This window comes from Mucilaginibacter sp. UYNi724 (assembly GCF_054057495.1).
In genome coordinates this window covers 300,170-315,449 of sequence record NZ_JBSRZI010000002.1, presented here as the reverse complement: position 1 = coordinate 315,449, position 15,280 = coordinate 300,170, and the positions used below count along the sequence as shown (strand labels likewise).

Genomic DNA, 15,280 nt, shown 5'->3' with positions numbered 1-15,280 from the left:
GGGCAATGCAATTTCTTTGCCATTTATCTATCCAAACCAATTATATAGGTCAGTTTGCTTTAAACTGTATTTTTCTTCGCCCGATATGTCCTTTAAAACCTCCCCCTCGCCCATTTGGATAATGCGCGAACCAAAGTTTCCTGCGTCTTTTAAATTATGCGTAACCAATATGGCAGTAAGTTGATATTCCTTTATTAAACCGTCAGCAATGCGTAAAACATGCTCGGCAGATGGTGGGTCGAGTGCGGCAGTCGGTTCATCAAGCAGCAGGATCTTGCAGCTATCCATTACGCTCATCAACAAAGTAAGCGCCTGGCGTTGCCCGCCGGAGAGTGTGCCGATGGGTTGCTCTATTTTATCCTCCAGCCCCATACCTAAAGTTGCAACCTTATCACGCACATGCTTTTTAAAGGCCTCGTTCTTACCTATAAATAAACCTTTGGGCTGCGTGCGCAGAGCGGCTAAACGGAAGTTATCGATAATGCTCAGGTCGGCGGCGGTACCCAATAAAGGGTTCTGAAAAATGCGGGCTATCCACTTGCTGCGTTTGTATTCGGGCAGGCGGGTAACATTGGTACCATCTATCCTGATGGTGCCTTTACTGGGCAGGATGTTGCCCGCAACTAGGTTAAGCAGCGTAGTTTTGCCCGAACCATTGCTGCCAACTATCACCACAAACTCGCCGTCATTTATTTGCAGGTTAATGTTGTTTACTGCTATTACCTCGTTAGGCTTGCCGGTGTTAAATGTTTTATGGATGTTGCTCAATTGGATCATGCCTGCCTCCCCGTTAAACGCGGCAAGCCGACGATCAATAATACAAATACAGCGGTAACCAATTTAAGCAAGTTGGCATCTACACCTATGTTGAGTGTGAGGGCCAGCACAAACTGAAAGATCACCGCGCCCACCATCACCAAAACTAAACTCAACCATACGGATGTAATCCGCAGCCAGTTGATAATGGTTTCGGCAATGATAACCGAGCCTAAACCAACTATCACGATACCTATCCCCATATTAATATCTGCAAAGCCCTGCAACTGCACAATCAGGTAACCACTTAGGGCTGTCAATGCGTTCGCGATAGCTAAACCTGTGATCTTCATCCTGTCGGTATTTACGCCAAGGGCACGGATCATCGGTTCACTGTTACCTGTAGCACGCATGGCTATACCGAAATCTGTTTTGAGCAGGTAACCGATGATTAGCGTAACGACAATAATAAAAGTGGATAATATATAAAGCGCGTTCAGGTTAGGGTTTGTGCTGATATTTACCGCGGTGAATAATGTAGGCATGCTCAACAACGGCAGGTTGGAACGGCCAAGGACAGTTAGGTTGACCGAGTACAACGCCGTCATTACCAAAATACCGGCAAGTAAGGCGTTTATTTTTAGCTTGGTGTGGATGATACCCGTCAACGCCCCGGCCAATGCCCCGGCCAAAAGCACGGTCGGCAATATGAGGTAAGACGGTAAGTTATGCGTAAGCATCGCCCCTGTTACTACGCCGCCAAGGGTGTAACTGCCATCGGTAGTAATATCCGGGATGTTAAAGATCTTCATGGAGATGTAGATGCCGAAGGCTATCCCCGCGAAGCAAAGCCCCTGCAATAAAGCGGTTAGGTAAAAGTCCATTATTTTACAGCTTCAAAATCGGCCGGGATGCTGATGTTGTATTTTTTTGCGACGGCAGGGTTATAAACACGCTTTCGGATATTCACCATCTCCAGCTTTAAGCCATCAATTTTATGTGTTTTAAGGTATTGGGCAGCTTGCAAGCCAGATTGGTAACCCCATTGGTAAATATCGGCACCAAAGGCAGCTACTGCACCACGTTGTACTAAGCCGGCCTCGCTGGTAAAGATGGGCACATTTTTTTGGTCGCAGCTTTTTCGAATGGTTTCAAATGCCGCAAACACCGTATTATCCGGGTTAGCGAAAAACGCGTCGATGTTTTTATCCAATAATGCCTGCGTAACCAACTGCGCGTCGGCAGATGAATTTAACGGCAGGGCGATAACCTTAACGTTCAACTTAGTAGCCAACCCCTGGATGCGTTGCAGGGCATCTGCAGATTGTGGCTCCGATTGGTTGTAGATCATTCCGATGGTCAATTGCGCGCCTTTGGGTTTTAGCAATTTCGGGATCACAGCGAACGAGGTGTCTATGTAATTCAACTCTTCCATGGTGCCAAAAAGGTTTGCCGGGCCGTTACCTTTCGCATCGGCTACTTTCATCCGCTCGGGAGTAGGCGATACCATCTGGAAGATAGGGATGGTTTTAGTTTTTTGGATAGCCGCAACGGTGGACAATGTGGTCGAGGTTGCCAGCAGGTCGACTTTTTCAGACACAAAATAATTCACGATCTGGTTAAGTGTAGGGATGCTGCCCTGGGCATTGCGATATTCTATCTTCACCGTTTTTTGCTCTTCGCTGAAACCATTCTTTTTCAATGCATCTGCAAATCCAACTTTGGCTTGTGCTAAAGTGGCATCATCAAGCGCTTCCACAAAACCCACAACCGGGATATTGTTTTTAGTGGATGATGAGCAGGATGTGATGATGATAGCCGAAACAATTAAGGGTAAGATCCGCAGAAATTTCATGATACTAAGGTAGATAATCAACCCAAAAAAGAAAAACATTAAAATGCAACGTTTTGATACGTACAACCGTCTTAAATGCGGTATTCGCTTACATTTGTTACCCTAACAACCTTTATGAAACTAAAACTTACCTTATCCGCAGTTTTACTTTTTTCGGCAGGCAGCTTGTTTGCCCAAAACGCTCTCAAAAATCCTTTCGACGCCTTCGCCAATAACCAGAGCGGACTGATCCAAAAAGCTTACGACAAACGCGCCGACGCCGAAGCCCTAAAGCTGATGACTGAATTAACGGGCAAATACAAACAGCTAAATGCTGATGATAAAAGTATGTTTAAGGGTTACTTAACCAATAACTGGTACAATGTCAGTTGCCTGTATTCGCTCATCAACAAAAAGCAAGAAGCGTTTAACGCGTTGGATAGCGCGGTGCGTTATGGTTACTTCAACTACAACCATTTGATGGAGGATAGCGATTTTGCCAACATCAAAAACGAACAAAAATTTAAACAGATTGCCGAGGCTATGCGCTCTGTAGGAGATTATAAATACATCCTGCAAAAGGCAGAAAAATTTAATCCGGGTGATACGCGTAAACTGCCGGCATTTACTTATCAATCGGCAAGTGATGCCAATTTGGTAGCCATCCGCAAAAATTTTAAGCTGGATTCTATTGCCGGTAACAGCGACGAGGCATCAAAAGCCATAACCATTTTAAAATGGGTACACAATACCGTTAACCACGACGGGCAGCACGAAAGCGGCATCACCATAATCAATGCTAACGAGATCATCAGCAAAGCAACCGCTAAAAAGGTTGGGGTATCTTGTGGTGAACTGGCTACTACCCTTAACGAATGCTACCTGGCTATGGGCTGGAAATCTCGCAAGGTGTATTGTTTCCCAAAGGATAGTTTGAATGTTGATTATGATTCGCACGTGATCAATGTGGTTTACCTGCCAACCCTAAGCAAATGGGTTTGGATGGATCCCACAAATAACGCCTATGTAAAAGATGAAAATAACAACCTGTTAGGCGTTTCCGAAGTGCGCGAACGCTTGATAAAAAACCAGCCATTGTTTATTAACGACGATGCCAACTGGAACAACCGAATGAGGGTTACCAAGGCCGATTACTTGGATAAATACATGACCAAAAACCTGTACAGGGTTTATAGCCCATTGCGTAACGAATACAACTACGAAACCCGCGATAAGGATAAAACCATCACTTACATTAGCCTTTTGCCGGTAGACTACTTCAAACAAAGCCCCGACAAAAGCGTAGATACCAATAAAAATACTAACCTTACTATTGAGCGTTACCGCACCAACAATGCCGATGCTTTTTGGAAAGTTGGTAAGTAAAACAGTCCGTTCATTTTTAAACATTTAAAGGATAATAGAGTTTATTGGTTAATTTAGCCCCTGAATGATACCTATTATTTCAAAACTACCCCAAACAGGAACCAACATATTTACCACCATGTCGGCCCTGGCTGCCGAATATGGCGCGATAAATTTGTCGCAGGGTTTCCCGGATTATGATTGCTCGCCCAAACTGGTAGAGCTTGTACACAAGGCCATGCAAAACGGCCATAACCAATACGCCCCAATGGCAGGTGTTATGGCACTGCGCGAGCAAATTGCGATCAAGACAGAAAAGCTTTACGGGGCGCAATACAACCCCGAAAGTGAAATAACCATTACCGCGGGCGGCACACAGGCCGTGTTCACAGCCATCAGCGCGGTTATCCACCCAAACGATGAGGTGATCATGTTTGAGCCTGCTTACGATTGCTACGCCCCTGCTATAAAACTGATGGGCGGCGTGGTAAAGTCACTGGAGCTTGAACCACCCGACTATCGCATTGCCTGGGATATGGTGAAGAGGCTTGTCAACAATAAAACAAAAATGATCATCCTTAATTCGCCGCATAACCCCACCGCTACAATTTTGAGCCGTGAGGATATAGACGAGTTAAGCGCCCTGGTAAAAAACCAGGATATATTGATACTGAGCGACGAAGTTTACGAGCACCTTGTATTTGACGGGCAGGAACACCACAGCATGGCCCGCTACCCCGAATTGCAGCAGCGAAGCATGATCGTGGCATCGTTCGGTAAAACCTTCCACGCCACGGGTTGGAAAATGGGTTATTGCCTCGCTCCTGCTTATCTAATGGCCGAGTTCAGGAAAATACACCAGTTTTTGGTGTTTAGCGTAAATACGCCGTTACAATACGCCATTGCCGAATATTTAAAGGACGAAAACAACTACCTTAACCTGCCGGATTTTTTCCAGCAAAAGCGCGATCATTTCCGTAAAGGATTAGAAGATAGCAGGTTTGAGTTGCTGCCATGTTCGGGTTCATACTTTCAGTCGGTTACGTACAATGCCATTACCGATGAAAAAGATACCGATTTTGCTACACGTTTAACAAAAGAGATCGGGGTGGCGGCGATCCCTGTTTCGGCGTTTTACAGGAAAGGGACAGACCGGCACGTACTAAGATTTTGTTTTGCCAAAAGGCAAGAAACGCTTGATAAAGCCGTTGATAGATTGATTAAGGTTTAATCTTACAGCAATATTTACATATTAATTATTTGCCGGTACCTATAAAAAGCAATGCATATATGGATAATCTGAAAATTACGGTATACCAGGGGTATTTATTTTGGGAAAACACAGATAAGAACCTGCAAAATATTTCGTTGCGATTATCCGGAATACGCGAAAAAACCAACCTCATCATCCTGCCCGAGATGTTTAACACAGGTTTCACCATGAATGCGGAAGCACTTGGCGAAACAATGGACGGTAAAACCATGCAATGGATGCAAAAAACCGCGCAAAAGTACGAAGCGGTGGTTACAGGTAGCATTATAATTAAAGAGGACGGCAAGTTCTACAACCGCCTGCTTTGGGTACGCCCCGATGGCAGCCACGAACATTACGACAAACGTCACCTTTTTGCTTTGGGTAAAGAACATACCGTTTACACGCCCGGCGTTAAAAAACTAATAGTTGAACTTAACGGCTGGAAAATCTGCCCTGCTATCTGCTACGACCTGCGTTTCCCGGTTTGGTTGCGCAATGTAGATGAGGATTACGACATGCTGATGATAGTAGCCAACTGGCCCGAAAAACGCGCCCTGCACTGGCGTACGCTTATCCCAGCACGTGCGGTAGAGAATCAGGCATATGTTATAGGTGTTAACCGTGTTGGCCACGATGGTAACGAAGTTTACCACTCCGGCGACTCCACCTGTATCGACCCTAACGGTAACGTGGTTTATTACAAACGCGATGAAGAAGATGTTTACACTTTCTCTATCATTGGAGACGAAGTTAATAAAGCCCGCCGTGCTTTGCCTTTCCTAAAGGATGCGGACAGGTTTACGATAGAGGATTAATTTGACTTTACTTTACTGTGCGTTTTGTCATACCTGAACGATAGTGAAAGATCTATTGTACTTTATGCATGCCGGTGATTAGATGATTCGTACCTCCGCATGACAAAATAATAAAGCCCTTTTATTTCTATACTAATCTTGCTATTTTGCGGTAAGCTAAAAACCGTTTTGTAGATGAGATTGATCGTTCGTGGTGTTTTAATTGTATTGTCCTTGTTTGCCGTGTTTACTGCATCGGCCCAAAAGAAAAAAAAGGACCTTACCCAATTTGTTGATCCGTTTATAGGTACGGGTGGCCACGGGCATACTTATCCCGGCGCGGTGGCCCCTTTTGGTATGATACAGTTAAGTCCGGATACACGTTTAGAGGGTTGGGATGGCGTTTCGGGCTATCATTATACTGATACAGTTGTTTACGGATTTTCGCATACCCACCTGAGCGGTACCGGCATCGCCGATCTTTGCGATGTGCTTTTTATGCCCACCACCGGCCAACCTCAACTAAAAAATACAGACTACCGTTCGGGTTTCCAAAAGAAAAACGAAACAGCATCCCCCGGCCTTTACACTACACTACTTGACAAGTACAACATTGTTGTACAACTTACTGCCACCACGCGTGCAGGCTTGCACAAATACGATTACAAGGACGCCAAACAAGGCAATATTATCATCGACTTGCAACACCGGGATGAAGTGCTCGATAGCTGGATAGAGGTTGTTAATGACCATGAGATCCGCGGGTTTCGCCGTTCAAAATCGTGGGCTACAGATCAGCACTTATTCTTCTACGCTAAGTTCTCTAAGCCCTTTAAATCATATGGTATAGCGCTGAACGACGAGCTAAAACAAGGGCAAAAGAAAGTGCATGGGAAAAATGTGAAGATGTACATCCAATTTGATGACCCGGGCGTGGTACTTTCAAAAGTTGGCATCTCATCGGTAAGTGCCGATGGTGCATTAAAAAATCTGGACACGGAAATGCCCGATTTCGACTTTAAAAAGGTTGTTAAGGCGTCCAAACTTGCGTGGAACGAGGAGTTATCAAAGATTCAGGTGGAGGGCGGCGCTCCTGCCCTTTCGCAGCAGCAGGAGGCCAACTCGGTTTATAACCCTTACGGTTATAATTCGCCTGCCGCGCGCGGTAAAGGAAATAAAAAGGCGGAGGTTCTTGATTATGCAAAGCAAAAACAAGTAATGTTTTACTCGGCATTGTACCATTGCTTTGTAGCACCAAGTATTTATAACGATGTTGACGGGCAGTACCGCGGTATGGACCAAAAAATCCACACCGCCAATGGGTTTAACTACTACACGGCATTTTCTCTTTGGGATACATATCGCGCCGAAAACCCATTACTGAACATCATCGACAGTAAACGCACGCTTGATTTTATAAAAACTTTCCTTGCCGTTTATGAGCAAGGTGGTTTGTTACCGATATGGCCGTTGGCTACTACCGAAACCTACTGCATGGTGGGCAACCATTCCATTCCTGTTATTGTGGACGCTTACGCCAAAGGTATCCGCGATTTTAACGCCGAAGAAGCTTTTACAGCGATGAAGGCTGCAGTTAACCGCAACCAGTTCGGGTTAGATAATTATCGCTCTACCGGAGCTGTAAACGCCGATGTAGAGCATGAGTCGGTAGCCAAAACGTTGGATTATGCCATTGATGATTGGTGTATAGCGCAGATGGCTAAAATGTTGAATAAGCCACAGGAATATGCCGAGTATATTAGACGCGCGCAATACTGGAAGAACGTCCATAATGACCAAAACGGCTTTATGCAGGCTCGCGATAACGGCGGTTGGTATACCCCTTTCGAACCTACCGAAATCAATAATAACTATACCGAAGGCAATGCCTGGCAGTATAGCTTCCTTGTGCCGCAGGATGTTGAAGGACTGGCAAAAAGCCTTGGGGGCAAGCAGGCGCTTGAGACCAAACTTGATGAATTGTTTAGCACAAACGCCAAACTTAGCGGCCGCCAGCAGGATGATGTTACCGGGCTAATAGGCCAATACGCGCACGGCAACGAGCCGAGCCACCACATCGCGTATTTGTACAACTTCACCAATTCGCCCGATAAAACGCAATATTATGTGAACAAGATCTTGCGTGAGCAGTACAGTGCCAATCCCGATGGTTTATCAGGTAATGAAGATTGCGGGCAGATGTCGGCCTGGTATATTATGAGTTCGCTTGGGATCTATAATATAGCGCCGGGGCAGCAGCAGTACCAGATAACCGCGCCGCAATTCTCAAAGATCATTATCAACCTGGAGAATGGTAAAAAGTTCACCATCAGCAACCCGGGTGCAACCGTTGGCCGCGGTAATTTTTATGTGCAGGGTATGAACCTTGATAGAAAGCCATATAACAAGCTATTCTTGAATTATGAGGACGTGGCAAAAGGCGGTGATTTTGAAGTTTTTACAGGTTCATTAGCTAACAAATTGTTTATGCAGGAACTGGAAAGGCCAACCTCTGCTATCAACGATGAATTGATAGTGCCCAACCCATACGTTACATCGGGCACTAAAACGTTTAAAAATGCTATAACGGCAGAGATAGGTTGTGCCGATAGCGCCGCCAAAATTTACTATACGCTTGATGGCAGTACGCCTACCGTTACATCTACGCAATACAGCAAACCCATTAATATATTGGTGAATACCACTGTAAAAGCAATAGCTATACGGAATGGTAAAAGCAGTTTTGTCGATGTTGCTTCCTTCACCAAAATACGCGGTGATATCAAACTTACACTTACCAACAAATACCTGTCAAATTACTCGGCACAGGGCGATGAAACGCTGATAAACGGCATCCACGGCACAGCCAACTGGCGATTGGGCAATTGGCAGGGCTATCAGGGCAAAGATATGGAAGCCATAATCGACTTAGGCCAGGTAAAGCCTGTTAAACAGATTAGCATAGGCGCTTTGCAAGATACCCGTTCATGGATAGTTTTTCCCAGTAAAGTGGAATACTGGTTATCTGAGGATGGCAAAAATTACAAACTGGCCGCCACCGTAAACAGTAAAATTGATGTAAAAGAACTTGAACCACAAACCCAGCAATATACCGGGCCGATAAATAAAAAAACGAGGTATATTAAAGTGATAGCTAAACAGTTTGGCGCATTGCCCGAATGGCACGAGAGCAAAGGCAGTCCGTCGTACATCTTTGCCGATGAAATAACAGTGGAATAATTGATGTAACAAACTGTTTGATAGGTAGTCAAATATCAAAACGCTTTAAATATAAACCTCACCGACATGAACTGGAAATTTTTATCACGCAAAAAGAAAGACGAGAGCAAACCGAAAAAAAGTGCGGCACGTGAGTGGCTCGATGCTATATTGTTCGCGCTGATAGCTTCTACCATCATTCGCGGTTTGCTATTTTCAGCGTATGCTATTCCTTCCGCATCTATGGAAGGCAGCCTGCTAACCGGCGATTATTTGTTTGTGAGTAAAATGGCTTATGGCGCAAGGATGCCTATTACGCCGATATCAATTCCGTTTTTAGAATCTACCGTTACAGGCGCTAAAATTAAAACCTATTGGGACGGTTTACAATTGCCGTACTATCGCCTGCCGGGTTTAGGTGAGGTTAAAAAAGGTGACCCGGTTGTGTTTAATTATCCTGCCGAAGGCCCAGACCGCCCGGTTGATATGCGCACCCACTTTATAAAGCGCTGTGTTGGCACCCCCGGCGATGTTATAGAAATTAAAGATTCACAGGTTTACGCCAATGGCAAAGTAGTTAAAAATGCTTCAAAGGCACAGGCATCCTATATGGTAACTACCACAGGTGCCGATCTTAATCCAGAAATGATAAGCAACCTTAAAATAGATGTGAGGTACCAATATGCGCCTAACAGCTACGAGATGATCATCCCTCCTGCCAGTTTAAGCGAGTTTAAAGGTTACTCTAATATTGTAAATGTAAAAGAAGTTATTGAAGCCAAAGGCGAATACAGTCCGCAGATTTTCCCGCATAACGAAAAATTTAAATGGAACGAAGATAATTTTGGTCCGTTACTGATCCCAAAACGCGGTACTACCATCCAGCTTAACGATTCTACCATGGCCCTTTATGGCCGCGCTATAGAGGTTTACGAACTTAATAAAGTTACCCGCGACGGAGCCGCCGTTGTCATCAATGGTAAAAAGGCCGCTACCTATACCTTTAAAATGAATTATTACTGGATGATGGGCGATAACCGTCATAATTCGGAAGATTCGCGCTTTTGGGGCTTTGTACCGGAAGACCATATTGTAGGTAAAGCCATGATAACCTGGATGAGTATCGACAGCACACAAAGCGCATTGAACCAGGTACGTTGGAACAGGGTTTTAAGGGCTATAAATTAAACCTAACATTGCACGCAACCGAACACTTCGTGTAATAAAACCGCCCGACTTAATTTAATACTGTCACTTAATTTATCATATATCAGTTATTTATGAAAATGGCATTTGCTTTGTAGCAGGTTATGCCAATTGCAGTGTTATGAGTAAAAACGGTAAGTTTATTATCAGGCGCACACTGTCGCAGGAGCGCTTTGAAATTCTTTGGAAAAAGCGCGGGAACGGCGAGGCTACCCTACGCGACCTAACCGAAATGGACGAGATCATTAACCGTGACGCAGGTGTGAGACAGTTTGTGCTGGAGGAAATGGAAGGTGAAGATAACCCGGATAACAATTCTGGTTACCAAGATCTGATGAAGCAACCTGCGAAAATCAACCAAAGTTTCGTTGATAAAATAAAGGCACTTTTTAATAATCTGTTCAACAATTACTCGGCTGCGCACTTGCACCCTGTCTCCCGTTGATATTCGACTGGTTGTAACTTTTTCATTTCATTCCCCTGCAAAGCGTTAAATTTAAGATATTAGGGCTGGTTACACCATTCCGCTTTATGAAAATAATTTTACTGCCCGCGTTTTTGCTCTTCAGTTTATGTGTTAGCGCACAAAAGGTATCCAAAAAACCGCTCGATCAAACCGTTTACGATGGTTGGCAGAGTATAACCAACGAGCGAATTAGCAACGATGGTAAATGGATAGCTTACGTGGTAAAGCCACAAGAGGGCGATGCCAATCTTTCGGTGTTAGATGTTAAAGGGAAAAATAAAATAACCATTCCACGTGCAGATACGGTACGCTTTACACCCGATTCTAAATATGCCGTGTTCCTGCTCAGGCCGTTTTATAAGGACATTCGCCAGGCTAAAATCAAAAAGAAAAAGCAATCGGAGTTCCCCAGGGATACATTGGGCATCCTTACCCTCGGTAAAAATATCATTAAGAAAATACCTTCCATACGCACTTTTAAAATAGCAGATAAAGCAGCAGTTGTCGCTTATCTTTCTACCGTTGATACATTGAAAAAGCCCGAGCCATCAGACACTTCAAAAAAAGCTATTGCCGCTACCATTGCGCCATCAACTAAAGAAGGGGCAGAACTTACTATTCAGCAATTGACTAACGGCAAAACCCGCAGCTTTAATTATGTGAGCGATTACCAACTTACTAAAAATGGCAAATGGCTTGCATTTTCGGTTACAGCACCAAAGAAGAACAAAACAGTTAAGTCGGGATTGTTTGTGTACGATGTAGAGCACGATTCGCTTAAAACATTAAGCACCGGGCGCGGCAGTTATAAAAACATAACCTTTGATGATGCCGGCAAGCAATTGGCTTTTACCGCCGAAAAGAACCCGGAGAAGGCTACGGTAAAACCATTTAAGTTGTATTATTATACCGCATTTAAAGATAGCGCTACGGTAATTGCCGGCCCCGGTTCTGAAGGTATGCCTATAAAATGGGCTGTTAGCGGAGATTGCAAGATGTCGTTCAGTAAAAGCGGGAATAACCTCTTTTTTGGTACTTCCCCTATCCCCAAACCAGCCGACACCGCCTTGGTTGATTTTGAAAACGCCCGTGTAGATATCTGGAATTATAAAGACGATTACCTTCAACCGCAACAATTGAAAAACCTGCAGCGCGAACTCAAACGCAGCTACCAGGCAGTTATTCGCCCGGCGGATGGTATGAAGAAATTGATTCAATTAGGTGACCCGGGCATCCCCGAGACCTCGATATCAATTAATAACGACGCCCCATTTGTATTAGGTTTAACCGATACCGGTGCGCGCGTACAAGCCCAATGGGAAGGCGGCTCGCAACAGGCGGCATATCTTATTAATACCAAAACCGGTGAACGGTTGCGCATAAACGACCGTATTAAAGGCCGTTACAGCATTTCGCCAAACGGCGGCTATGTGCTTTGGTTCGACTCGAAAGATCAAAACTGGCATACTTATAACATCGCTACCGGTAAAAAAATAAACATTACCCAACGGCTTGGGGTGAAATTTGGTGTGGAAGATAATGACGTACCAGATGATCCGTCGGCATACGGCGTGGCAGACTGGGAGGAAAACGACAGGCGTGTGCTGATCTATGACCGTTACGATATTTGGGCTATAGACCCTGCTACAGGCCATGCTACCAATTTTACCAATGGCATGGGCCGCAGGTATAAACTGGAGTTCCGTTACAACAATACCGATCCCGAGGAGAAATTCATTCCATCTAAAAAATCGTTATGGATGATCGTACAAAACGATGAGAACAAACAATGGGGCTATTATAAAAAGGAGTTGGCCAGCGATTATGCCCCTAAAAAGGTGGTAATGGCGCAAATGGGCTTCAGCGGACTGCAAAAAGCAAAATATGCAAACGAGTTTATTTTTACTAAATACAACTACACGCAATCGCCAGATCTTTATGTATCAACAGATCTGGTAAAGGAAACAAAACTAAGCGCTATCAACCCGCAGCAAGCCGAATATAACTGGGGCACTGCCGAACTGGTAAAATGGACAACACCTAAGGGCTACAGATCCAAAGGGATCTTGTACAAGCCAGAAGATTTCGACCCGGCCAAGAAATACCCGATGATCGCTTATTTTTATGAAAAGCTATCTGATGGATTGTATAATTACATGCCCCCTTCCCCTACGCCATCTCGCCTGCCAATCTCTTGGTTTGTAAGTAACGGTTATTTGGTATTCGCGCCGGATATTAGCTATGAAACCGGCCAACCAGGTGCCTCAGCTGTGGAGTACGTAAACTCGGGTGTGGAGGCGTTAAAGAAAAATTCTTGGGTTGATGGGCAACATATTGGAATACAAGGGCAAAGCTGGGGCGGCTACCAGGTAGCATACCTAATTACGCAAACTAATATGTACGCGGCTGCCTGGGCGGGTGCCCCAGTGGTAAATATGACGTCGGCTTACGGTGGTATTCGTTGGGAAAGCGGTATTAACCGTCAATCTCAATATGAGAAAACGCAAAGCCGTATCGGTGCAAGCCTTTGGGATAAACCAAATTTATACATCGAGAACTCTCCTCTGTTTCAATTACCTAAAGTAAAAACCCCGGTAGTTATTATGAGCAATGATGCTGATGGCGCCGTGCCATGGTACCAGGGCATAGAGATGTTTACGGCCCTGCGCAGATTGGGTAAACCAGTTTGGTTGTTACAGTATAACGACGAAGCCCACAACCTTGTAAAACGCCAAAACCGTAAAGACATTAGCATCCGCGAAGCACAATTTTTTGACCATTTCTTGAAAGGTGGCCCAATGCCGGTATGGCTTGATAAAGGAGTGCCTGCTGTTGATAAGGGAAAAGACTGGGGATTAGGTTTCGGTGGCGAGCAGTAAAGGGGTAAGTGGTGAGTGGTTGAATTGTCAGATAAACACAATGCAACCATTCACCGTTCTCTACTCACCTTACTTTAAATAATAATGCTTAATACAATTCAACCTATCATCCAGCTCGTAAACCCAGGGTGTTGCGGTGGGGATATCCAGTTTTGTTACTTCCTCGTCGCTTAGGTTTTCGATGTATTGGATGAGGGCGCGCAGGCTGTTGCCGTGTGCGCAGATGATCACTTTTTTATTTTCGCGAATGGCAGGAACGATGCTTTCATGCCAAAAAGGTAAGGCCCTGTCCATAGTCTCGCTTAGGTTCTCTGTTAGCGGGAGCTCACGGTAAGTAAGATCGTTATATCTTAAATAATGCCCGGGGAAGCGTTCGTCCAACTCCGTTATGGCAGGCGGTTTTTCATGGGGATCGCGACGCCATTTTTGCACCTGATCTTCGCCGTATTTCGCTATTGTTTCGTCTTTATTTAGTCCCTGTAATGCCCCATAAAACCGTTCGTTCAATCGCCAGGATTTATGCACCGGAATCCACAATGCATCCATTTGCTCCAATACAAAGTGCATGGTTTTTATGCTACGTTTTAAAACAGAAGTAAATCCCATATCAAAGGTGTAGCCATGTTTGGCAAGCAACTGCCCTGCGCGAATAGCCTGGTTGAAACCTTCTTCAGAAAGGTCAACATCGGTCCAGCCCGTAAAGCGGTTCTCCTGGTTCCAAACACTTTCGCCGTGGCGTATCAACACTAATTTTTGCATAAGTGATAGTTTAACACGCAATCGCCATTTGAGTTTAAAAAACTATTGCTAATTCGATTTATAAGATTTAGATTGCATTTTATAAACCAAATTTAGACTTTATTATGATACCTCCCACTCCTACACCTATGGTTGTAAAGGATGGCATTGCCAACCCTGCACCGCTTGGCCTTTGCGCTTTCGGCATGACAACCGTTTTACTGAACGTTCACAATGCCGGCTTTTTTGAGCTTAATGCCATGATACTTGCTATGGGTATCTTTTACGGCGGGCTGGCGCAAGTTATTGCCGGTGTTATCGAAGCAAAAAAGAATAACACATTCGGCTTAACAGCCTTTACCTCCTACGGTTTCTTTTGGCTATCGCTGGTAGGTTTAATTGTTATGCCAAAACTGGGCTGGGCACCTAAAGCATCAGAAGGGGCTATGTGTGCTTACCTGGGTATGTGGGGTTTCTTCACGTTTTGCCTTTTTTTTGGTACGCTAAAATTGAACCGCGCCCTACAATTTGTATTCGGCTCGTTAACTATATTGTTTGGCTTATTGGTTTGGGGCGATGCTACCGGTAACGAAAGTATTAAACACCTTGCAGGTTACGAAGGTATCATCTGCGGGTTATCGGCCGTTTATACAGGTATTGCGGGCGTTTTGAACGAAGTTTACGGCCGGGAAGTAATGCCTATCGGGACAGTGAAGTAACCTGCCCCCTGCCCATGATCCAAAGGGAAGGCATAAAATTAACGTATAT

12 protein-coding genes are annotated in these 15,280 nt (G+C 44.7%); 8 read left to right on the top strand and 4 right to left on the bottom strand.

What is annotated here, in order from left to right:
* Positions 1 to 27: 27 nt before the first annotated feature.
* Genes ACVW0P_RS04195 through ACVW0P_RS04185 form a run of 3 tightly spaced genes read right to left on the bottom strand, consistent with a single transcriptional unit; the run spans position 28 to position 2,611 of the window.
* Positions 28 to 777 (bottom strand): ABC transporter ATP-binding protein, encoded by a 750-nt coding sequence (locus ACVW0P_RS04195; RefSeq protein ID WP_457130976.1) that lies wholly within the window; start codon positions 775 to 777, stop codon positions 28 to 30.
* A complete protein-coding gene (locus ACVW0P_RS04190) occupies positions 774 to 1,640 on the bottom strand; it encodes an ABC transporter permease (protein ID WP_457130975.1) in 867 nt (288 codons plus the stop codon). Before ACVW0P_RS04190 ends, ACVW0P_RS04195 begins: the two co-directional genes overlap by 4 nt.
* On the bottom strand, positions 1,640 to 2,611 hold the full coding sequence (locus ACVW0P_RS04185; protein ID WP_457130974.1) for an ABC transporter substrate-binding protein: 972 nt from the start codon (positions 2,609 to 2,611) through the stop codon (positions 1,640 to 1,642). Before ACVW0P_RS04185 ends, ACVW0P_RS04190 begins: the two co-directional genes overlap by 1 nt.
* Positions 2,612 to 2,725: 114 nt before the next feature.
* Between ACVW0P_RS04185 and ACVW0P_RS04180 the strand changes: the two genes are divergently transcribed.
* The 7 genes from ACVW0P_RS04180 (at position 2,726) to ACVW0P_RS04150 (ending at position 13,774) form a co-directional block, all read left to right on the top strand.
* Positions 2,726 to 3,976 carry a TPR end-of-group domain-containing protein gene (locus ACVW0P_RS04180; protein WP_457130973.1) on the top strand — a complete coding sequence of 417 codons (1,251 nt, stop codon included), beginning with the start codon at positions 2,726 to 2,728 and terminating at the stop codon, positions 3,974 to 3,976.
* A gap of 64 nt (positions 3,977 to 4,040) precedes the next feature.
* Positions 4,041 to 5,186: a methionine aminotransferase gene (locus tag ACVW0P_RS04175; protein WP_457130972.1), complete on the top strand. Its 1,146-nt coding sequence runs from the start codon at positions 4,041 to 4,043 to the stop codon at positions 5,184 to 5,186.
* A gap of 59 nt (positions 5,187 to 5,245) precedes the next feature.
* A complete protein-coding gene (locus ACVW0P_RS04170) occupies positions 5,246 to 6,025 on the top strand; it encodes an amidohydrolase (protein WP_457130971.1) in 780 nt (259 codons plus the stop codon).
* Positions 6,026 to 6,199: 174 nt separating this feature from the next.
* Positions 6,200 to 9,244 carry a GH92 family glycosyl hydrolase gene (locus ACVW0P_RS04165; RefSeq protein WP_457130970.1) on the top strand — a complete coding sequence of 1,015 codons (3,045 nt, stop codon included), beginning with the start codon at positions 6,200 to 6,202 and terminating at the stop codon, positions 9,242 to 9,244.
* Positions 9,245 to 9,310: 66 nt separating this feature from the next.
* Positions 9,311 to 10,411, top strand: coding sequence for a signal peptidase I (lepB, locus tag ACVW0P_RS04160; protein ID WP_457130969.1), 1,101 nt, complete (start codon positions 9,311 to 9,313; stop codon positions 10,409 to 10,411).
* Positions 10,412 to 10,550: 139 nt separating this feature from the next.
* Positions 10,551 to 10,874, top strand: coding sequence for a hypothetical protein (locus tag ACVW0P_RS04155; protein WP_457130968.1), 324 nt, complete (start codon positions 10,551 to 10,553; stop codon positions 10,872 to 10,874).
* Positions 10,875 to 10,960: 86 nt separating this feature from the next.
* On the top strand, positions 10,961 to 13,774 hold the full coding sequence (locus ACVW0P_RS04150; protein WP_457130967.1) for a prolyl oligopeptidase family serine peptidase: 2,814 nt from the start codon (positions 10,961 to 10,963) through the stop codon (positions 13,772 to 13,774).
* Positions 13,775 to 13,843: 69 nt separating this feature from the next.
* Here the strand turns inward: ACVW0P_RS04150 and gpmA are convergent, their stop codons facing one another.
* Positions 13,844 to 14,533: a 2,3-diphosphoglycerate-dependent phosphoglycerate mutase gene (gene gpmA, locus ACVW0P_RS04145; protein WP_457130966.1), complete on the bottom strand. Its 690-nt coding sequence runs from the start codon at positions 14,531 to 14,533 to the stop codon at positions 13,844 to 13,846.
* 104 nt (positions 14,534 to 14,637) lie between these two features.
* Here gpmA and ACVW0P_RS04140 point away from each other — a divergent pair, with 104 nt between their 5' ends.
* Positions 14,638 to 15,231 (top strand): acetate uptake transporter, encoded by a 594-nt coding sequence (locus ACVW0P_RS04140; RefSeq protein ID WP_457130965.1) that lies wholly within the window; start codon positions 14,638 to 14,640, stop codon positions 15,229 to 15,231.
* Positions 15,232 to 15,280: the final 49 nt, after the last annotated feature.

What these genes read in the sequence shown, in the direction of transcription:
- ACVW0P_RS04195 (WP_457130976.1), bottom strand. Translation starts at nt 777, where the DNA reads ATGATCCAATTGAGCAACATCCATAAAACATTTAACACCGGCAAGCCT.
- ACVW0P_RS04190 (WP_457130975.1), bottom strand. Translation starts at nt 1,640, where the DNA reads ATGGACTTTTACCTAACCGCTTTATTGCAGGGGCTTTGCTTCGCGGGG.
- ACVW0P_RS04185 (WP_457130974.1), bottom strand. Translation starts at nt 2,611, where the DNA reads ATGAAATTTCTGCGGATCTTACCCTTAATTGTTTCGGCTATCATCATC.
- ACVW0P_RS04180 (WP_457130973.1), top strand. Translation starts at nt 2,726, where the DNA reads ATGAAACTAAAACTTACCTTATCCGCAGTTTTACTTTTTTCGGCAGGC.
- ACVW0P_RS04175 (WP_457130972.1), top strand. Translation starts at nt 4,041, where the DNA reads ATGATACCTATTATTTCAAAACTACCCCAAACAGGAACCAACATATTT.
- ACVW0P_RS04170 (WP_457130971.1), top strand. Translation starts at nt 5,246, where the DNA reads ATGGATAATCTGAAAATTACGGTATACCAGGGGTATTTATTTTGGGAA.
- ACVW0P_RS04165 (WP_457130970.1), top strand. Translation starts at nt 6,200, where the DNA reads ATGAGATTGATCGTTCGTGGTGTTTTAATTGTATTGTCCTTGTTTGCC.
- lepB (WP_457130969.1), top strand. Translation starts at nt 9,311, where the DNA reads ATGAACTGGAAATTTTTATCACGCAAAAAGAAAGACGAGAGCAAACCG.
- ACVW0P_RS04155 (WP_457130968.1), top strand. Translation starts at nt 10,551, where the DNA reads ATGAGTAAAAACGGTAAGTTTATTATCAGGCGCACACTGTCGCAGGAG.
- ACVW0P_RS04150 (WP_457130967.1), top strand. Translation starts at nt 10,961, where the DNA reads ATGAAAATAATTTTACTGCCCGCGTTTTTGCTCTTCAGTTTATGTGTT.
- gpmA (WP_457130966.1), bottom strand. Translation starts at nt 14,533, where the DNA reads ATGCAAAAATTAGTGTTGATACGCCACGGCGAAAGTGTTTGGAACCAG.
- ACVW0P_RS04140 (WP_457130965.1), top strand. Translation starts at nt 14,638, where the DNA reads ATGATACCTCCCACTCCTACACCTATGGTTGTAAAGGATGGCATTGCC.